Source organism: Endozoicomonas euniceicola (genome assembly GCF_025562755.1).
Lineage (GTDB): Bacteria > Pseudomonadota > Gammaproteobacteria > Pseudomonadales > Endozoicomonadaceae > Endozoicomonas_A > Endozoicomonas_A euniceicola.
Genome location: NZ_CP103300.1, coordinates 5,471,997 through 5,491,563 on the forward strand (window position 1 = coordinate 5,471,997; position 19,567 = coordinate 5,491,563).

Consider the following 19,567-nt stretch of genomic DNA (forward strand, 5'->3'; position numbering starts at 1 on the left):
TCAGCCCGTTTTGTGTTTTTAAAACTGCTGTGAAAACCATAGGGTTCTTGCGGCAGTTCGTTTTAAAATGTTGCCGGGCTGCTTTTTGTTAAGAGATCCTCTGTTTAAAGAAAGCCTCCGGTGACGTTGATGGTAAGAGAATATGGTTCCTGTTATTGCTCTGGTGGGACGCCCCAATGTGGGTAAGTCCACCCTGTTTAATCGGCTGACACGCTCTCGTGATGCACTGGTGGCGAATGTCGCTGGTTTAACCCGTGACCGTAAATACGGTGAAGGAAAGATTGGTGCCAGTCCTTACATTGTTGTGGATACCGGCGGTATCAGTGGCGATGAGGAAGGCATTGACTCCGTTATGGCGGAGCAGTCCCTGGCGGCTATTCAGGAGGCAGATATCGTTCTGTTTCTGGTGGATGCCCGTGCGGGTCTGACGGCGGCGGATGAGATGATTGCTGACCATCTGCGTAAGCAGAATAAGCGTTATCATCTGGTACTCAACAAGACTGACAGCATTGATGCCGATCAGGCAGAAGCGGACTTTGCTGTTCTGGGATTCGGTGAGGCATTCCATATCGCAGCCGTTCACGGTCGTGGTGTGCGTGGCATGATTGATGGCGTACTGGAAGAGAACAAGGCGCTGAACCCGGAAGAGTTCGATGAAGAATACGAAACGGAAACGGTGAAAGCGCGCGGTATCAAAATTGGTATCGTCGGTCGCCCGAATGTGGGTAAATCAACCCTCGTTAACCGCCTGCTGGGTGAAGACCGTGTGGTGGTTTATGACCAGGCGGGTACTACTCGTGACAGTGTTTATATTCCTTATGAGCGTTTTGGACAGGAATACACCCTGATTGATACCGCCGGTGTGCGTCGTCGTGGCAAGGTGCATGAGATTGCCGAGAAGTTCTCGGTGGTCAAAACCCTGAAAGCCATCGAAGACGCCAACGTGGTGGTGCTGGTGGTGGATGCCAGGGAAGGGATTGTGGAGCAGGATCTGCACATGCTGGGCTTTGTTCTGGATGCCGGGCGTGCGGTGGTGATTGCAGTCAATAAGTGGGATGGCATGAAGGAAGAAGAGCGCAAGCGGGTGAAGGAAGAGTTGTCGCGCCGTCTTGAGTTTATCAACTTCGCCCGGATTCACATGATTTCCGCGCTGCATGGTACGAACGTTGGACACCTGTATGAGTCGATTGACGAAGCTTACGAGTGTGCCACTCGTAAGCTGTCTACAAACCAGTTGACCCGGATTCTGGAAGACGCGGCAAAAATTCATCAGCCGCCTATGGTGCGTAACCGCCGTATCAAGCTGCGTTACTGTCACGCAGGGGCAATGAACCCGCCAACGATTATTATTCATGGTAATCAGACGGATGAAGTGCCTGCTTCTTATAAGCGTTATCTGGAAAATACCTTCCGTAAAGTGCTGAAGATTATGGGAACGCCGATTCGTATTGAGTTCCGTACCAGCGAGAACCCTTATGAAGACCGTAAGCGTGAGCACCGGAAGAATACGGGGGAAGGCCGCAAGGTGACCCATAAGCGTCGTACCATTGAGGTCAGCGAGAAAAAGCTGAACAAGAAAAAGAAGAAGGTGCAGGCTCGCAGAAAAGGGACTTCCTGAGGCTTAGAATATACCGCTGTTGGCTGTTGGCTGTTGGCTGTTGGCTGTTGGCTGCTGGTTGATGGGTGTCGAGCAGCTAACAGCTAAAAACTAACAGCCAAAAGCCCGTTATATTTCTGATAGTTTAAATGTTTTCCGGAGGCAGTGATGAATCTGTTTGACAATATTCCCCAGTCATTACCGCAGGAATTGATCGAAGTTCTGGCTGAAGGCAAAGGGGTGACGATAGAGCGTATTGTTTCCAGAGGGCATGTGACGCCGGAAGCTGAGTGGTATGACCAGGATCGGGATGAGTGGGTGGTGTTGCTGACCGGGGCGGCGTCGCTGAAAATTGAAGGGAAGCAGGAGCTGATTCAGTTATCCCCCGGTGATGCCTTGCACCTGCCAGCCCATTTAAGGCACCGGGTAGAGTGGACCGATCCGGATCAGGATTCCTTGTGGATTGCAGTCCATTTTACCCCCATAAACTAAAGAGTTTTTTAACCTTTTGAACACCCTTTATGCCTTTTTCATATTCCGGGTTTATAGCCAGGGATAAAGCGGTGGCCGGTGCCGAGCGCCAGCATGATTCTTCCGGAGAGTAGTATTTGTCTGGCCATACCACCCCGACAATGCTTGTATTGGGGATCGCATGTGTAAAGTTTACATCGCAGATCCCGTTGGTGAGGTGTGGGAACCAGCTGCCCAGTGCGGACTGGGGAGTTTCTGCTACGGCAATGCCCTTGAACTCTGAGGCGTCAATGAGGTATACGTATCCGGCTTCTGCATCGACCCCATGGATGGTGAACCAGCCCGCCACCTGTACGCAAATAGTTGTCGAAACGCCGCCCTTCATTCTTCTGCCGCTGGAACCTGCCGTCAGCGAGTGTACCGTGGGTTGGTCTGAATAGATTTTTGCAAACCCTGCCTGAAAAATAATTTCCGGAGGTTTGATGTCACCTCGAAATACATAGCCGGTAAAATAATTTTGGATGCCATGCTGTTTTGAAGCGCTGCCAGCCTCGGAATGAATTGCACCTTCTAATAGAGTTGTGTCATGGATTTTAGTAGGGTCTTCCAGTCTGACCATATTGTCCTGGCGATAAATATCAAAACTGGAATGAGAGCTGGGTTTGTACATTTGCTTATCCTTTTGTGGATGCCAAAGTGCGATGGAATAAACAGAACTTCTTCCAGGTCGTTTCTCTATCATGCTTGCGACTAAATGGCAAGAGTGTTCGTTGGCTATACCAGGGCGATCTCATTTGGCACTAACTGCTTTGGTACGCCCGGCATGGGCATGAACTTATGGGGTGAAAGTCCCCTGTGGGTAAACCAGCATCGGATCTGGAGCCGAATAAGCCCACCGATGATAACCACTAGCTTAAGGCAAGTGCAATCTCGCGAGGGATTGTGCGGAGGCAGTCTGACTGCAAAAGTGCGAGCCGACGGACAGAAATCGCATACAAGGCCGAGACTCGTGGGCGAGTGAGCCAAAGATCACAAAGCCCTCTGGTTTGAGAGACACGGTAAATGCGGCGGTTGTGTACTGAAAGTTCATGCTCTTATCCGGGGAGGTCTGTTCAACATGCGATTGGTCAATCCCAGTTCTCAGCCACTGGTTACAACAGGCTCGGCGAACAGGGTTCATCACCCTGTTCGAGCAAACCCGATGACCACCAATAGCGCCTGCAGAAGTAATTCTGTGTGGTGATTGAACAGAAGTCAGCAGACGTCATAGTAGTTGTTCGACAGGAGTCGTTAATCCGATTGGAAGTCGTCAACGAAGGACTGAACACCGATGAAAAGAGGAGACTGATTCCCTCAACACAGTGCAGCCGTCCGGCGACTCACTGGGGTTGGCGAAAGAATCTTTAACCAGCTTTGAACCACGATCTACTGAGTTGCGCACTGGAACCTGCCAATTTGCTGAAAGCATGGAAACAAGTCAGAAGCAACAAAGGGGCTCCCGGAATAGATGGGATCACCATTGAAGCCTATACTGACTTTGCCCGTCAGCACTGGTCTTCAGTTCGCCAAGCCTTACTCAATGGGACTTACAGACCATCTCCCGTCCTTCGGGCTGTTATAGAAAAGCCCGATGGTGGAGAGCGGCTGCTGGGCATCCCGACAGTCATGGATCGAGTGATACAACAGGCCATTGTGCAGGTATTATCACCCATCTTTGATCCTGACTTCTCTCCCAGCAGCTTTGGCTACAGACCGGGAAGGTCTGCACAAGATGCCGTACAACAGGTTAATCGATACATTAAGCAGGGGCTGCATCAGGCGGTTGATGTTGATCTGAGTAAATTCTTTGATACGGTCAGCCACGATGTTCTTATGTCGAGAGTCTCTCGAAAGATTCACGACAAGCGTCTGTTGAAGCTGATTGGCCGCTACCTTCGTGCTGGCGTCATGATTGATGGGCAATGCTACCCAACTCGGGTAGGTATGCCACAAGGCGGTCCACTTTCACCGCTGCTGTCGAATGTCCTTCTCGATGACCTGGACAAGGAACTGGAGTACCGGGGGCATTGCTTCGCACGCTACTGCGATGACTTTGTGATCCTCGTTGGCAGCCAGCGAGCCGGGGAGCGAGTGATGGAAAGCATCACCCGTTACCTTGAGCGCAGGCTGAAACTGAGGATAAACCCGACAAAGAGCAAGGTGGTGAAAGCTACCGAAGCTGAGTTCCTGAGTTTTACCTTCACAGGGAAGCGAATCCGCTGGTCGGAGAAGAGTCTGAACCGTTTTGAGCGGAAAATCCTGAAACTCACTGGCCGAAGCTGGGGAGTATCGATGGAATATCGCTTGAAGAAGCTGGCCGAATATATCCGGGGCTGGATGGGTTATTTCAGGATAACCGAATATTACAGTCCCATACCGCGACTGGATCAATGGATACGTCGGCGGATTCGCTGTTGTTTTATCAAGCAATGGCGAAAGCCGAAAACCCGATACAGAAATTTAATCAGGTTAGGTGTTGATCACATCAAGGCCGCCTCGATTGCAGGCAGTAGCAAAGGGTATTACCGGCTAAGCAAAACCTATGCGGCACAGTTAGCATTAAACGACAGTTATCTCAGTAAACTCGGGCTTGTTTCCCTGAAAGACTTGTGGATCAGGTTTCACCATCCTCGGTGAATCGCCCGGTGCGGACCCGCACGCCGGTGTGATGTGGGGGCTGGAGGTTAGAGACCTCCGGCTACCCGATTCCTGAGACAGTAAACCTATTCAGAAGGTATGGCATTCTTTGCTCCAAGATTAACCTAAATTCAGCGGTTAACCCCTGAGCTAAACTCTAACCCTCAACAATATTGAGGGCTCGAAGATGGTTCGACCACCAAAACCCACTCCCCCAAAGGGTGAGTTGTCTGAAATGAAAAAAGATCCCTTATCCGTCAAACTCGAAGTCGATTCTTTCGACGGTAAAATTCATGTCGAGTGGGAGCCTGAAGCATCGGTCACCCCAATGGGACAGCTTCCTTTTTTTATACAGTTTTTAAAAACAGGTCACCGATTTGAACCCTGGATTAACGATTGCCCACTAACTTATAAAAGCCCAAACGCCCCTCAAAAAGTGGATGTGATTGGCTCATTAATGCTTTCCATTCTTTCAGGACATAAACGCTATGCGCATATCGGAACAATTATTGGTGATAAAGTAAACGCTCAGTTGCTCGGGATGAAAAAAATTGTCAGCGATGATTCTGCCAGGCGTGGTTTAAAGAAGATTGACGAAGATGAAGGCGTTGAATGGATGCAAAAACACCTCCATCTCTGTTTTGATCCGTTATTAACCATTCCATGGATTATGGATGTTGATGTTACCGTGAAAACCATTTATGGGCATCAGGAAGGAGCGGTTAATGGCTATAACCCACATAAGAAAGGGAGACCCTCTCATACTTACCACTCATATATGATGGCTAATCTTAAATTAATACTGGAGGTTGAAGTCAGACCCGGAAATCAAAGTCAAAGTAAATACTCTTTACCCGGTTTAATGGAGCTATTAAATCGACTTCCAAAACGCTGCTGGCCTGAATTTGTTCGTGGTGATTGTGATTGGGGAAGTGACCGGGTAATGAGCGAATTGGAAGATGCTGGTTGTCATTATCTTTTTAAAATGAAGAAGCACGACAACGTTAAGAAAGCCATAGGGAATGCACACTGTAGCGGAGGATGGGTAAAATACGACAACCATTGGGAGGGAAAAGAATCCGTAATTAAACTGTCAGGTTGGAAAAAAGAAAGACGCATAATTATTGTTCGAAGACGGCGTCCTGAAAATGAAATACCGATGTTGGAAAAAGGAATAAAAGAACGTCAACAAACGTTAGCATTAATAGAAGAGCCAGAAAATATAAAAGCTTACGAGTATTCGGTTCTGGTCACATCTCTTGATAATGATATAGTCTCGATCATTAATCATTATCGCAATAGGGCTGACTGTGAAAATAACTTTGATGAAATCAAAAACCAATGGGGCTGGGGCGGTTATGTAACAAAAGATATGGCAAGATGTCGAATGCTGGCCCGAATGGTTGCCTTGGTTTACAACTGGTGGACGCTATACGTTCGATTGAGTAATCCGGACTCCCATAAAGAATCAATTACCAGCCGTCCCTTATTAATGAGTTCAATTGGCAAGCTGACCCACTCTGGCAACCAAAAGAAAATAAAGCTGACAAGCCAGCATCGATGGATGTATAAAATTGCGAAATTACAAAGTGAACTGTGTGATTTTTTTGATTCAATCAAAAGTATCGCACCGCAGTTGAATCCAATTAACGCATGGTGTCGTATTTTAACGAAAGCGGTCTCAAAATTTTTGAAAAAAGGGCAGGTTATTACGATGCAACCATTAATTCGATCGGGCTAATGACTTAAAAAAACGCTGCTCAGAACCGTGAGAAGCTATTCCTAATGGCATGGCTCAGTGGCGTTCAACTGCTGAATTTAGGATTAAGGATTGCTGCACATGACTCTCTTGGATATTTGTTCTGAACTAACTGAAATTCGCGCTGATAATCATCGATACCCTCTGCCTCACCTTGTATTCATAGCTGTTTGTATGATCACTTGTGGAGCTGAAGACTGGAAAATGGTTTCTCAACTTGCCAGAAAAAAGAAATACTGGCTAAACCTCTACATCCCTATGCCTCATGGTGTTCCATCACACCACACTTTCATCCGGGTTTTCGAGCGACTTGACCCCGACGAGTTCCGGCAGTGCTTTATAAATTGGGTAAAGCAAATTGCTGAACGCACTCATGGTGAAGTTGTTGCCATTGATGGAAAAACACTACGGCGCTCATACGACAAAGGGGATAATAAAGCGGCTATTCATATGGTTAATGCGTGGGCTAGCCAGACCGGCATGGTGCTTGGACAGCTCAAAACAGCAGCTAAGTCGAATGAAATTACAGCCATTCCAGCTTTACTCGATATGCTGGAGATCAGTGGATGTATCGTCAGCACCGACGCCATGGGGTGCCAAAAAGCGATCGCCGAAAAAATCAGAGAGAAAAATGCACATTATCTTCTGGCCGTTAAAGGAAACCAGCAGCTTTTACACGATGACATTAAGCTTTATCTTGATGCCCTGACAACGAAGGAAAAGCTACCTGAAGGCGCAAGCTCTCATGAAACAGTAGAAAAAGGTCATGGTCGGATAGAAATACGTCGCTGTTGGACGAGCACCGATATTCACTGGCTTGACCAGCGTGAGGACTGGAAGGATCTTGCCATGATCGGAGTTGTTGAAAGTGAGCGTCACGAAGGCAATAAAGTGAGCACTGAGCGTCGATACTTTATTTCCAGCCTGACAACAGATGCAAAAAACTTCATGAATTCGGTTCGTTCTCACTGGTCGGTGGAAAATAACCTGCACTGGGTACTCGATATTGGCTTTAGAGAAGACGAATGCCGCATTAGAAAAGGTTTTGGTCCAGAAAATATGGCGATATTTAGGCAAGTAGCTCTGAACTTGTTAAAGCAGGAATCCACGTTGAAGCTTGGTGTTAAAAATAAGCGCATCATGGCAGCAGCGGATGATGAATATAGAACGCTGCTGCTTCAGGGGGTTATTTGAAAGTTAGTGCCAAATGAGATCGCCCTGTTGGCTATACAAAACTGCGTATGTATTAACCCAGCAAGTCGACTGTGCAGTGAGCTTTACCTCTACCTCTTAACTGAAAGAGTGCTCCCTGCGAACCAGCAGGGAGGTGAATTTCTTCAGCCCTTCAGGGCTGATATGTGCTTTGCCCATTTAAGGCACCGGGTGGAGTGGACTGATCCGGATCAGGATTCCTTGTGGATTGCGGTTCATTTTCATGGGGGATGATTTTACCCTCTGATGATCTGTAGCGAGTCGGGAGGTGGCTTTTGCGTTTTTTGCGTGTTTTAATCAACTGTTCTTTTACGGTGCTTCCCGGGCGTTTGCGGCTGATACCTTTTGTCCTGCTAACTGGCTGGCTGGATTGGGTTGGGTGAGGGGGCTCTTCAGTTTGGACAGGCATGAATGGGTGATTTCTAAGAGACCTTCTCCAGTTGAACTGTAAATGAATGTCGGAAAAGGTATTGTCAATCCATAAAGCCAACAATGCTTTTTCATTGCTTTCAAGGCCGCAGGAGATGCAGGAGAATATCTCATTCAATATTGGAATGAATATGTTCGTGAATAGTGGGTCATCCTGAAAAAGGTCTTCGAAACTTAGCTCTTTATCTTTATTTACTAGACTCATTTTTTTGTAAAAGTGCATTAAGATAATCCAAAGTGATTTAGAACTGTATTTTGTTGTTGAGAAGGCTCTGCTTTTCATTACAGTTTTTTTATCCAGGTTATATTTTTTTACATATTTTTCTCCCTCTGGTGTTAAATTATTGCCGATGATCAAGGGGGCGTCAGCGATGTTAAAACTATAATCAGCCTGAATGAATCTTCTGCTTAACCAGTTATCAATATCAAAATGAATCTGATGCTCTATGAGTATGTATTTCAGCCATGCGGTAGTTATGTAAGCATCGGTCTCATTTATTTTGTACATTGCGTTTATCATGATTTTTATTATTACGTCTAGTGCGGGGTCTTTATTTTTTATGATTTTTAAAAAGTCATCTTCAGGGTTGGTCAGTTTTCCGTTTGAACTAAATGCCCTGTTGAAAAGTCGTACCATATCCCAGGCTAGCGGGTAAGGGTATCCTTCAGGTATTGTTTCTGTTTCAATAGTGTCCCAGTCAATATTTTTTTCCTTAACCTCTTCCATGAGTTTGATGAACCGGTCATTTTTGTATGCATACAACATGCTTTCAGAACAATCATTTTCTAACTCTTGCAGAGTAGAGAAATCTTTGATGGCGAATCCGTCAATGATAGTTTCTTCTGTTGATTCTGTATCTGTATCTGTATCTGATCCTGACTGTGGTTCTGGTTCTGGTTCTGGTTCTGGTCTGTTAGAGGGTGTTGATTTAAAGTGTATTTTACTTTTTTCTACTGATATTGCTGCAGTGTTGATGTTGTTTTTATATTCTCTGAATTTGCCCTGTGAAAAATACTCTTCTATCCATTGTATAAATCTTTGAAAATGGATCAGATTCATATTGCTTAAATTTAATGCTGCTAATGGGTTGCTGTCTTGTGATTGATAACCTGAAAGAAGAATGCTGCGTGGGCTTGGAAGTGGAGGGGGTATTTGTAAGTAATGGCTATCAGCGGGTTGTAAGGAGTAAAGTTCTGTTTCGCCAGGGTACCCTTTTGAAGCATTCAAAAAAATAATGGCTAACGTGAGAGATTTTAAGCAGTTAACTAGTTTGTTTTTAACCATATTTTGACTCTGATTTATTAGAATGATTGCGCCCTTAAAGAGGCGTAATGTTTCCCAACATGTGTTTGCCAGGCGATCCTTATTGTTTTCTGCGACAATTCTAGTCAATCTGGTCAACGGTGCAGTGAATTTTTCTTTTGCTAAGTTGTGCGGTCACATGATCACCGGGGGTGAGTATGGAGGCGTCCCTGATAATTTCATCCCCGCGTCTTCTTTTCGTTCTGCCATGTCCTGCATAGAAAACACCCTTTAAACCTGGCTTATAGCAGTGTAATGCTGTTTCCGGTTGCCAATAAACACAACCTGAGTGTTCTGTTCTGAACAGTAAATGTTTTCATCATCACGCTCAACAAAGGTGCCTGACTCTATGCTGGGCTCATAACTGAATCCACCTTTCAACACCAGGTTAATGCCCAGCTCCTGTGCCAGTATTTTACCTTCCGTGGCGTGGCGGCCCCACAGCTTTTCCGGATCATTAAGCTGTTGTTGGTAATCCTCAATGCTTTCGTAATGGGCATCAATGCCCTGGCTGTTTGCCATGATGGTGTCGCGGTAGTTAGGCGCTTGCTGTTGCAGGATTTCTTTTAATGCCCTGTAATCGGCTTTGCCGGTCTTTTTTTGCAGTTCCTGTTGCTTGTCCTTGCCCAGCCCTTGCCAGATCGCGTCGTACAGGCAGTTTCCATTATCGATGGTGGGGGTGGTTTGCCAACCCTCGTTCATGCCCGCGGCCTGTTCTACCAGCAAGTCCAGCTGGTAGTGATTAACAATGCCTTCCAAAATGGCACCGCATTGCTCCCGGTCTTTGAAGGTGAGGCTTTGGAGTGGGATTTTCTTAAAATAGTTAGGAAATGTTTCCTTGAGGTCTGTTATTAGCCGAACCTGTTCTTCAAAGTTAGCTGTTGTGCTTTCTGACCAATACTGATTGCTGAAGTTTTTAAAAAATTCAAGCGCTGACGGTGTGACTTGATTGAGTCGCTCCGACTCGACGGTATGGGTCACTACCTTCTGATCTTCGAGAATGCTCATTTGTCTGCTGCGCAGGTGGGTGGTTGATGGCTGAAAGGTGTCGGGTACTGTAGTGCGTAGAAAGTGCCCAATGCGCTCACAAATAGAATCGGGCTGCCGCTGTGTGGAATCCTCCAGCAGAGCAGTTCGGTCATCGTCTAACTCGACCAGGTTCGGGCTATTCTGACCTGATTGGGAATAGGGGCCTGAAATTTCCATAAATTCTCCTTAAATGGATGACGCCTTCCAATGGAAGTCACCAGTTAAGCAGAAATTGTCGAAACGGTTGTTAGCAGACCTGACAGAGTAGACAGAATCACTGGCAAAAAAGTTATTGCTTCGGATCGCCTGGCTACTTGTCAGCGGGCAGAACCTGTTGCAGGGTAAAGTCCAGTTGCGCCTTTAATTCGCCATTCTCTTTATAAAGCCGCTTATTTTCCTGTTTCAGTTCGCCGGTCTCGATGGCAAGTTTCCGGATACGTGTCAGGGCGGTTTGCAGCTCGGTTTCTGCTTTTATCAGGCTTTCGGGCTTTCAGGGTGTAGCGTATTCACGGTGCAGCTGGCAGAGCCTGAACTGAAGCGAGTAGTGATCTGGTCGCCCGGATTCAGTGCATTCACATCCCTTATGATGTCTCCATCTTTCTGCACAATAGAGTACCCCCTCGACAGGGTGGCAAGCGGGCTGACGGCGTTCAGGTGTCCGGAGAGCTGTTGCAGCTGGTGGTTTTGCCGTTCAAGCTTTTTCTGCATCTGGTGTTGAAGGTGTTCAGACAGATGCTCTGTGCGGTGTCTGATTTTCTCAACCAGTCTGGCAGGGGATTGTCGCAGTAGCCTGCTTTGTAGTTGCTGAGAGTTTGAGTGCCGGTTTTGCAGGTTGATGGTCATGGCTTGCTGCAAGCGGATTTCAAGGTCATCCAGTCGCTGGTTATGTTCCCGTAAACGCTCTCCGGGATGTCGCAGGCGCAGGCTGATATTGTCCAGAGACTGGCTGGTGGCTTGCAGTTTGTGCTGAATATGAAGGTTGAGTTTACGACTCAGCAGATTCAGTTTGTGCAGCCACTCCTGACGATCCGGGCTAAGGATTTCGGCAGCCGCAGAAGGCGTTGGGGCTCTGTAGTCCGCCACAAAATCGGCAATGGTAAAATCAATTTCATGCCCGACAGCGCTGACAACAGGCAGTGCGCTGTTGGCGATGGCCCTCGCCACGGGCTCTTCATTAAAAGGCCAGAGGTCTTCCAGGGAGCCACCGCCCCGGCCAACAATCAATACGTCAAGTCCGGGCATCCGGTTAGCCAGGTCGATAGCCTTCACAATCTCCCCGCTGGCTTGTTTGCCCTGAACGGCAGCTGGTATTACGGTCACCTTGATAGCAGGAAAGCGTCGCTTAAGGACGGCGAGAATATCTTTAATGGCTGCCCCGGTGGGGGAGGTGACTACTCCAATCTGTCTGGGGAGCGCTGGAATATTTCGTTTACGCTCGGCGCTGAATAACCCTTCGTTGGCCAGCTTTGTCTTCAGTTCTTCAAAAGCCCGCTGAAGTGCTCCGGCTCCCGCTTCCTCCATATGATCTACGATTAGCTGGTAATCGCCGCGCCCCTCATACAGGCTGACCCGCCCCCTGATCAGTAGTTGCATGCCTTCGGTGGGAGTGAATTTCAAGCTGCTGTTGCGGTTTTTGAACATGGCGCAGCGTATTTGCGCATTGGCGTCTTTTAAAGTGAAGTACCAGTGGCCTGAACGCGGGCGTGCCAGTGCCGAAAGTTCGCCTTCTACACGCACATTGCCAAAATGCGTTTCCAGCATGCGGCGAGTACGGCTGTTCAATTCTGTGACAGTTAGTGGACGATGCGTTGACGATTGTGAGAACGAGTCGTCAGAGAAGTTATATAGGTTTTGACCGTGCATTGCCTGGCTCAAGCTGAGTGGTGTTAAGGTGATGGTTTCGGTAATCCGTCTAAGTCGCTGGGAAATAACGGAAACTACTTAGTGTTAATACGTTATCACTAATGTGTTAATTAATGCGTGATGCTTACAATTCAGACATTAACTGTTTTTTCATTTCCTGTTAAGGGTTGGTATGTTTTTTATACAGCTTCTGGTCGTTCTGGCCTGTATCCTGATTGGCGCACGCATTGGTGGCGTAGGTCTTGGCTTGATGGGGGGCGTTGGCCTCGCCATTCTGAGCTTTGTGTTTGGTCTGGAGCCAACCAGTCCGCCTATTGATGTCATGCTGATGATTGTCGCTGTGGTGTCCGCAGCTGCCTGTATGCAGGCGGCCGGAGGTCTGGAGTATCTGGTTCAGCTGGCTGAGAGAATTCTGCGTAAGAATCCCAAGCGCATCACTTTTATGGCACCGGCTGTTACTTACGTGTTCACTATGTTCGCTGGTACTGGTCATGTTGCCTACTCTGTGTTGCCGGTTATCGCTGAAGTGTCCCGTCGTACCGGGGTTCGTCCGGAGCGTCCTCTGTCCATGGCGGTGATTGCCTCCCAGGTGGGGATTGTCGCCAGCCCGATCGCGGCTGCTACTGTTGCGCTGCTGGGTTTTCTGGCGGACTTTGATATCACCCTGGCAGGTATTCTGGGGGTCACTATTCCTTCCACTGCTATTGGCCTGGGCCTGGCGTCCCTGGTGACTAACAAGCTGGGTAGAGAGCTGAAGGATGATCCTGAGTTCCTGAAGCGTATGCAGGATCCTGCCTTCCGCGCAAAAATGGAAGAGGAAGGTGGCGAACTGGTCAGCGAACTGAAGCCGGGGGCTAAAAAGTCTGTTGGGCTCTTCCTGCTGGCCGCTGTAGCGGTTGTCATGATGGGTGCTTTCCCGTCTCTGCGACCTGTTTTTGAGTCTGGTGCAAGAATGGGGATGGCGCATACTATTGAGATCATCATGCTGTGCGCAGGTACTGCTATTGTTGCGGTTTGTCGCGTTGATATTGCTGAAGTCACCCGTGGCGATGTGTTCATTGCCGGTATGCGTGCCGTCATCGCGATCTTTGGTATTGCCTGGCTGGGTAATACTTTCTTTGGTGCCCATGATGCCATGCTCAAGTCTGGTATTGGTGAAATGGTGAGTATGTACCCATGGGCATTTGCGATTGCCCTGTTCGTACTGTCTGTCATGGTGAACAGCCAGGGCGCAACAACGACGGCGCTGATGCCTCTGGGTGTTGCCCTGGGGCTGCCGGCTCCGGCTTTGATTGCCATGTTCCCGGCGGTAAACGGTTATTTCTTTGTGCCTAACTACGGTCCGATCATTGCTGCCATCGATTTTGACAGTACTGGTACCACTAAGATCGGTAAGTATGTGTTCAATCACAGCTTTATGTTGCCGGGGCTGATGGCTATTAGTTTCTCTGTTGCCGCTGGTTTTGTGATTTCTGGAATTGTTTTGTAACCATCTGATCTAAAAGAAGAAATTATAGGGCTCTGAAAAACCGCAGCTGAGAAGTTGCGGTTTTTTTGTATTGGCATTCGAATAATTTCAAGGTATTCTGCGTGTGATAGGAATGCGGACTGCGGTAGAATCCCAAGAATTTTATCCGCGATTTTTATCAACGTACTGGATTGGTAACAGGTAATGCTGAGAATTGCCCAAGAAGCCCTCACCTTCGATGATGTCCTGCTTTTGCCAGGTTACTCCGAAGTTCTCCCGAAAGATGTTTCCCTCAAGACCCGCCTGACCCGCGACATTGAACTGAATATTCCTCTGATCTCTGCTGCTATGGATACCGTTACTGAGGCTCGTCTGGCGATTGCCATGGCCCAGGAAGGTGGTATTGGTATCATTCACAAGAACATGACCATTGCCCAGCAGGCCAACGAAGTTCGTAAGGTTAAAAAACATGAAAGTGGTGTGGTGAAAGACCCGATTACTATCGACTCATCGGCCACAGTGCGTGACTTGCTGGAGCTGACCGGTAAGCACAAAATTTCCGGTGTGCCGGTGCTGGATGGTGACGACCTGGTGGGTATTGTCACCAGTCGTGACGTGCGTTTTGTCTCTAACCTGGACAAAATCGTTTCCCAGATCATGACGCCAAAGGATCGTCTGGTAACGGTACTGGAAGGTACTGATCAGGAGACGGTTCGCAAGCTGTTACACAAGCATCGCATTGAAAAAGTGCTGGTGGTTGACGACAGCTTTGGCCTGGTGGGCATGATGACCGTTAAGGATATCAAAAAAGCCCAGGACTACCCGCTGGCCAGTAAAGATGACCATGGTCAGTTGCGCGTGGGTGCCGCTGTTGGTACAGGACCTGAAACCCCTGAGCGTGTGGCGGCACTGGTCGACGCTGGTGTCGATGTGGTGATTGTCGATACGGCTCACGGTCACTCCAGGGGTGTTATTGAGCGTGTTCGCTGGGTTAAGGAAACTTATCCACAGGTTCAGGTGATTGGCGGTAATATCGCCACCGGTGCTGCGGCGCGCGCGCTGGCGGAAGCCGGTGCAGATGGTGTTAAAGTCGGTATCGGGCCGGGTTCTATCTGTACTACCCGTATTGTCACCGGTATTGGTGTGCCGCAGATTTCAGCGGTGGCTAATGTGGTTGAAGCCCTGAAAGATACTGACGTTCCAGTGATTGCCGACGGCGGTATTCGCTTCTCCGGCGACCTGGCCAAGGCGATTGTCGCTGGTGCCAGTACCGTTATGCTTGGCAGCATGCTGGCAGGTACCGAGGAAGCGCCGGGTGAGGTTGAACTGTTCCAGGGTCGAAGCTACAAGGCTTACCGCGGCATGGGATCTCTGGGTGCTATGGGCCAGGCTACCGGCTCCAGCGACCGATACTTCCAGAGTGCTGAGGATGGTGCTGAAAAGCTGGTACCTGAAGGTATTGAAGGTCGTGTACCTTACAAAGGGCCACTGAATGCCATTATTCACCAGATGGTGGGCGGTCTGCGCGCTGCCATGGGGTATACCGGTTCTGCCGATATCCACACCATGCGCTCTGTGCCGGAGTTTGTGCGTGTGACCAATGCCGGTATGAAGGAGTCTCACGTACACGACGTGACGATTACCAAAGAAGCGCCCAATTATCGTGTCGGCTGATAAGTAGCCTGTTAAAACAGAACAGTCGGATTTTTATCCGGCTGTTCTGTTTTAAGTTTCCATAAACTTTTTGTTTCCATAAACAATGAAAGTGCTCGCTGATGGTGCAGCATTTTCTTTTGCCCAAGGCTGTTTGAGAAGACTATGTCTAACGCGATGTCTAACGCAAAGTCCAAGGATATTCACGCTGAGCGAGTTCTGATTCTGGATTTCGGTTCTCAGTACACGCAGCTGATTGCCCGTCGTGTGCGTGAAATCGGTGTTTATTGTGAGCTGCATCCGTTTGATATGGATGAGCAGAAAATCCGTGACTTCGCTCCTAAAGCCGTGATTCTGTCCGGTGGTCCTGAGTCTGTTACCGGTGATGACTCGCCACGAGCGCCTGACGTTGTTTTTGATCTGGGTGTACCGGTTCTGGGTATTTGCTATGGCATGCAGACCATGGCAGAACAGATGGGTGGCAAAGTGTCCACTTCCAACCTGCGTGAGTTTGGTTACGCCCAGGTGACTCTGGAAGAGAAAACCCGCCTGTTTGAAGGTATTGAAGATCATATCTGTGATCACGGCCGCATGAGTCTGGATGTGTGGATGAGTCATGGTGATAAAGTCAGTGAGCTGCCGGAAGGTTTCGTTCTTGCAGCTTCTACCGGTTCCTGTCCGATTGCTGCCATGGCTTGTGACGATAAGCGATTCTACGGCATTCAGTTCCACCCTGAAGTGACCCACACCAAACAGGGCTACCGCATTCTTGAGCGTTTTGTGGTGGATATTGCTGGTTGTGAAAAGCTGTGGACTCCGGGGCAGATTATCGAAGACGCTATTGCCCGTGTGCGTGAGCAGGTGGGTGATAAGCAGGTGCTGCTGGGGCTGTCCGGTGGTGTTGACTCCAGTGTGGTAGCGGCGCTGTTGCACAAGGCGATTGGCGATCAGCTGGTCTGTGTGTTTGTTGACAACGGCCTGTTGCGTCTGCACGAAGGTGACCAGGTAATGTCCATGTTTGCTGAAAACATGGGTGTGTGCGTGATTCGTGCCGACTCTGAAGATCTTTTCCTGGACAAGCTGAAAGGTGTGGATGAGCCGGAAGCCAAGCGTAAGATTATCGGTAACACCTTTATTGAGGTGTTTGATGAGCAGGCGACGGCGCTGGACGGTATTGAGTTCCTGGCACAGGGCACTATCTATCCGGACGTCATTGAATCTGCCGGGGCTGAAAGTGGCAAGGCTCACGTCATCAAGTCCCACCATAATGTGGGTGGTCTGCCGGAAGAGATGAAGATGTCGCTGGTTGAGCCTCTGCGTGAACTGTTCAAGGACGAAGTACGCAAGATTGGCCTTGAGCTGGGGCTGCCTTATGACATGGTGTACCGTCATCCATTTCCTGGTCCTGGTCTGGGTGTACGAGTGCTGGGTGAAGTTAAGAAAGAATACTGTGACATTCTGCGTAAAGCCGATGCCATCTTTATTGAAGAACTGCGTAAGGCTGACTGGTATCACAAGACCAGTCAGGCGTTTGCTGTATTCCTGCCTGTGAAGTCTGTAGGTGTGGTGGGTGACGGTCGTCGCTACGAATACGTTATCGCTCTGCGTGCTGTTGAGACGGTTGACTTTATGACGGCTCGCTGGGCGCATTTGCCTTATGAGCTGTTGGAAAAAGTATCCGGCCGTATTATTAACGAAATTGAGCACGTTTCCCGTGTGACCTATGACGTCTCCAGCAAGCCGCCTGCGACTATTGAGTGGGAGTGATATTTCGCTGTTGGCTATTGGCTGTATGAGCAGCTAAAAGCCAGAAGCTAAAAGCCCTTGATTGCTGCTACTCTGAGCTGCGCTAATCCGTAAAAATCACCCGACATCACGTATGGCGGGGGATTTTTTGTAATAACTGGTTAAAAAACATCATGTTATGGAACTCTTTGCTGAAAAGTTGATCTACTACAGGGAATGGAAGAAGTTTTTATGTTGGGTCGGTTGTCAGGCCGCTATCAGTGTGCATAATAGTCTTTCATCAGCAGTGGCGCGTGGCTGGAAGCTTCGCTAAGTCACTGCCTGTGATCCTCTTAAGCGAGAAACTCTTAAACGAGAAACTCTTAAACGAAGAAGTAGAGGCGCACTATTTTAATAGTAATCCGGAGTAGGGTGACTCCGTTGGTTTGAGCCTATCAGCCAATAAGCCGGATGAAAGGAAAAAGTGCCGAAGTGGGTATGAGAGTCGTATCTACCCACTGGTGGTGCATCGAAGAGGTGTATCACTGTCACGGTTTTGAACTGTGGAGAGCTACTGGAAGTCTGTGTGAGCTGACCCGTTAAACGGTTGGGAATTTACACAACAGAAGTATGAACTGATCTGTTCTGCTCCTTATCCAACTGCCTCCTGATCTGACACCTGCAAGTCAAACTGAATAACAGTCTGTTAAGGATAACAGCCTTATGAAATGACTTGCTATTACGAGATCAGTTTTATGGATTTATTAAGTTTTAGTCATTCGCCATTATCTCTGGCTGCCCCTGTTGTCGCTATTTTGCTGGCGATCATTACCCGTAAAGTGCTTCTGTCCCTGGGGGCGGGTATTCTTACCGGTGCTCTTTTATTGACCGGCTACAGCCCTCTGGATTCCCTTGCGTACATCGGCAAAAGCTTTTTTGCTGTTTTCTGGGATGAAGGTGTTAATGTCAGCAGTGTTTTTATTCTGCTGTTTCTGATGTTGCTGGGTGTTATCACTACCCTGATTGATATTTCCGGCGGTGCCCGCGCTTTTGGTGACTGGGCCCGTGAACGGGTCAAGACTCGTCAGGGTTCTCAGCTGCTGACGGTTCTGCTGGGTGTGATTATCTTTATTGATGACTACTTTAACAGTCTGGCGGTAGGTAATATCAGCCGTCCCTTAACCGATCGTCACGGTGTTTCCCGTGCCAAGCTGGCTTACCTGATTGATTCTACCGCAGCGCCTGTCTGTGTCATTACGCCGGTGTCCAGCTGGGGTGCCTACATTATTGCCCTGATTGGAACGATTCTGGCGACTCATGAGATCACCGATATCAGTGCGATTTCTGCTTTCGTCGCCATGGTGCCGATGAACCTGTACGCCGTGTTCGCCCTGCTGCTGGTTATCTGCAGCGCCTGGATGGATCTGAACGTGGGGTCGATGCGTACTCATGAACGTCGAGCCCGCGCGGGTGAGCTGTATGACGCCCGTAAAGGCACGCCTCCCGGTGCCAGTGCTGAGCTGGGCAGAAGTTCTAAAGGAACGGTATCTGACCTGGTGATTCCGGTTGTTACTCTGGTCATTGCGACGAGCGCCTCTTTGATTGCTACGGGTGCTGCTGTCCTGTCTGAAGCGGGAGAGGCGTTTTCGGTTCTGGGGGCGTTTGAAAACACTGACGTGGTTCACTCTCTGGTATACGGTGGCCTGATTGGTCTGGTGGTGACCATGGTGCGCATGATTCGTCATGACCTGGACGGCCCGGCCTGGAGTAAGGCCATCATTGAAGGTGTGCGCTCCATGCTGCCAGCGATTTACATTCTGGTCTTTGCCTGGGTGCTGGTGGATGTCATCAGCTCTCTGGAAACCGGTCGTTATCTGGCAGGCCTGGTCAGCAGTTCTTCTCTGGAACCAAGCTATCTGCCAATGATTCTGTTCCTGGTATCCGGCGCTATGGCATTTGCTACCGGAACCAGCTGGGGTACTTTTGGTATCATGTTACCTATCGCGGGTGATATGGCGGCGGCTGCGGAGATTTCCATGATGCTGCCTATGCTGGCTTCGGTTCTGGCGGGTGCGGTATTTGGTGACCACTGTTCTCCAATTTCTGATACGACGATTCTGTCTTCCACGGGTGCTTCCTGTCACCATATTGATCATGTAACGACTCAGCTACCTTATGCTCTGGGTATTGCGGTGGTTGCCATGTCGGGTTACCTGGTCATGGGTATGTCAGATTCTGCAGCGGCAGGTTTCACTACCTCTCTGGTGGCCTTTGGTGTGCTGCTGATGTTGTTCCGCAAGTTGTCAGGCTATTCTAACACCCCTGAAGATACTGTACTTGTCAAGGAATAACCCCCTACACTGAAAGAATGAAGACGAAAGA

At 48.8% G+C, this 19,567-nt stretch carries 13 protein-coding genes and 1 riboswitch; of the genes, 9 read left to right on the forward strand and 4 right to left on the reverse strand.

Annotated features, from left to right (window positions below; translation table 11 throughout):
- Nucleotides 1-142 precede the first annotated feature (142 nt).
- A complete protein-coding gene (gene der / locus NX720_RS22240) occupies nucleotides 143-1,618 on the forward strand; it encodes a ribosome biogenesis GTPase Der (RefSeq protein WP_262597603.1) in 1,476 nt (491 codons plus the stop codon).
- 147 nt (nucleotides 1,619-1,765) lie between these two features.
- Complete coding sequence (locus NX720_RS22245; RefSeq protein WP_262597605.1) at nucleotides 1,766-2,089, forward strand: cupin domain-containing protein; 324 nt, start codon at nucleotides 1,766-1,768, stop codon at nucleotides 2,087-2,089.
- Here the strand turns inward: NX720_RS22245 and NX720_RS22250 are convergent.
- Complete coding sequence (locus tag NX720_RS22250; protein ID WP_262597606.1) at nucleotides 2,073-2,738, reverse strand: hypothetical protein; 666 nt, start codon at nucleotides 2,736-2,738, stop codon at nucleotides 2,073-2,075. The genes NX720_RS22245 and NX720_RS22250 overlap by 17 nt on opposite strands.
- 785 nt (nucleotides 2,739-3,523) lie before the next feature.
- Between NX720_RS22250 and ltrA the strand changes: the two genes are divergently transcribed.
- The 3 genes from ltrA (at nucleotide 3,524) to NX720_RS22265 (ending at nucleotide 7,697) form a co-directional block, all read left to right on the forward strand.
- Entirely contained in the window at nucleotides 3,524-4,744 is a 1,221-nt protein-coding gene (gene ltrA / locus NX720_RS22255) for a group II intron reverse transcriptase/maturase (RefSeq protein ID WP_262597608.1), read from the forward strand.
- Nucleotides 4,745-4,931: 187 nt separating this feature from the next.
- Nucleotides 4,932-6,485, forward strand: a complete 1,554-nt coding sequence (locus NX720_RS22260; protein WP_262596267.1) for a transposase — start codon at nucleotides 4,932-4,934, stop codon at nucleotides 6,483-6,485.
- 99 nt (nucleotides 6,486-6,584) lie between these two features.
- Nucleotides 6,585-7,697 (forward strand): ISAs1 family transposase, encoded by a 1,113-nt coding sequence (locus NX720_RS22265; RefSeq protein WP_262601632.1) that lies wholly within the window; start codon nucleotides 6,585-6,587, stop codon nucleotides 7,695-7,697.
- Between the two features lie 151 nt (nucleotides 7,698-7,848).
- Here the strand turns inward: NX720_RS22265 and NX720_RS22270 are convergent, their stop codons facing one another.
- The 3 genes from NX720_RS22270 to xseA form a co-directional block, all read right to left on the reverse strand.
- On the reverse strand, nucleotides 7,849-9,429 hold the full coding sequence (locus NX720_RS22270; protein WP_262597610.1) for a hypothetical protein: 1,581 nt from the start codon (nucleotides 9,427-9,429) through the stop codon (nucleotides 7,849-7,851).
- Between the two features lie 249 nt (nucleotides 9,430-9,678).
- On the reverse strand, nucleotides 9,679-10,653 hold the full coding sequence (locus tag NX720_RS22275; protein WP_262597612.1) for an OTU domain-containing protein: 975 nt from the start codon (nucleotides 10,651-10,653) through the stop codon (nucleotides 9,679-9,681).
- Nucleotides 10,654-10,950: 297 nt separating this feature from the next.
- Entirely contained in the window at nucleotides 10,951-12,339 is a 1,389-nt protein-coding gene (gene xseA, locus NX720_RS22280; RefSeq protein ID WP_262597613.1) for an exodeoxyribonuclease VII large subunit, read from the reverse strand.
- 172 nt (nucleotides 12,340-12,511) lie between these two features.
- On the opposite strand from xseA, the gene NX720_RS22285 reads away from it, so the two are divergent.
- From NX720_RS22285 to NX720_RS22300, 4 genes are all read left to right on the forward strand, one after another.
- A complete protein-coding gene (locus NX720_RS22285) occupies nucleotides 12,512-13,828 on the forward strand; it encodes an anaerobic C4-dicarboxylate transporter family protein (protein ID WP_262597614.1) in 1,317 nt (438 codons plus the stop codon).
- A 183-nt stretch (nucleotides 13,829-14,011) separates the two neighbouring features.
- The gene (gene guaB / locus NX720_RS22290) at nucleotides 14,012-15,481 is read left to right on the forward strand and encodes an IMP dehydrogenase (RefSeq protein ID WP_262597615.1); all 1,470 of its coding nucleotides are present in this window, start codon (nucleotides 14,012-14,014) and stop codon (nucleotides 15,479-15,481) included.
- A 144-nt stretch (nucleotides 15,482-15,625) separates the two neighbouring features.
- Nucleotides 15,626-17,227 (forward strand): glutamine-hydrolyzing GMP synthase, encoded by a 1,602-nt coding sequence (gene guaA / locus NX720_RS22295; RefSeq protein ID WP_262597616.1) that lies wholly within the window; start codon nucleotides 15,626-15,628, stop codon nucleotides 17,225-17,227.
- Between the two features lie 346 nt (nucleotides 17,228-17,573).
- A riboswitch (Lysine riboswitch) is annotated at nucleotides 17,574-17,767 on the forward strand.
- 146 nt (nucleotides 17,768-17,913) lie between these two features.
- Nucleotides 17,914-19,536: a Na+/H+ antiporter NhaC family protein gene (locus tag NX720_RS22300; protein ID WP_262597618.1), complete on the forward strand. Its 1,623-nt coding sequence runs from the start codon at nucleotides 17,914-17,916 to the stop codon at nucleotides 19,534-19,536.
- Nucleotides 19,537-19,567 lie beyond the last annotated feature (31 nt).

Excerpts from the sequence above, each read along its gene's own strand:
- xseA (WP_262597613.1), bottom strand. The coding sequence starts at position 12,339 with ATGCACGGTCAAAACCTATATAACTTCTCTGACGACTCGTTCTCACAA.
- NX720_RS22285 (WP_262597614.1), top strand. The coding sequence starts at position 12,512 with ATGTTTTTTATACAGCTTCTGGTCGTTCTGGCCTGTATCCTGATTGGC.
- NX720_RS22275 (WP_262597612.1), bottom strand. The coding sequence starts at position 10,653 with ATGGAAATTTCAGGCCCCTATTCCCAATCAGGTCAGAATAGCCCGAAC.
- NX720_RS22300 (WP_262597618.1), top strand. The coding sequence starts at position 17,914 with ATGACTTGCTATTACGAGATCAGTTTTATGGATTTATTAAGTTTTAGT.
- NX720_RS22260 (WP_262596267.1), top strand. The coding sequence starts at position 4,932 with ATGGTTCGACCACCAAAACCCACTCCCCCAAAGGGTGAGTTGTCTGAA.
- NX720_RS22250 (WP_262597606.1), bottom strand. The coding sequence starts at position 2,738 with ATGTACAAACCCAGCTCTCATTCCAGTTTTGATATTTATCGCCAGGAC.
- NX720_RS22245 (WP_262597605.1), top strand. The coding sequence starts at position 1,766 with ATGAATCTGTTTGACAATATTCCCCAGTCATTACCGCAGGAATTGATC.
- guaA (WP_262597616.1), top strand. The coding sequence starts at position 15,626 with ATGTCTAACGCGATGTCTAACGCAAAGTCCAAGGATATTCACGCTGAG.
- der (WP_262597603.1), top strand. The coding sequence starts at position 143 with ATGGTTCCTGTTATTGCTCTGGTGGGACGCCCCAATGTGGGTAAGTCC.
- guaB (WP_262597615.1), top strand. The coding sequence starts at position 14,012 with ATGCTGAGAATTGCCCAAGAAGCCCTCACCTTCGATGATGTCCTGCTT.
- NX720_RS22270 (WP_262597610.1), bottom strand. The coding sequence starts at position 9,429 with ATGGTTAAAAACAAACTAGTTAACTGCTTAAAATCTCTCACGTTAGCC.
- NX720_RS22265 (WP_262601632.1), top strand. The coding sequence starts at position 6,585 with ATGACTCTCTTGGATATTTGTTCTGAACTAACTGAAATTCGCGCTGAT.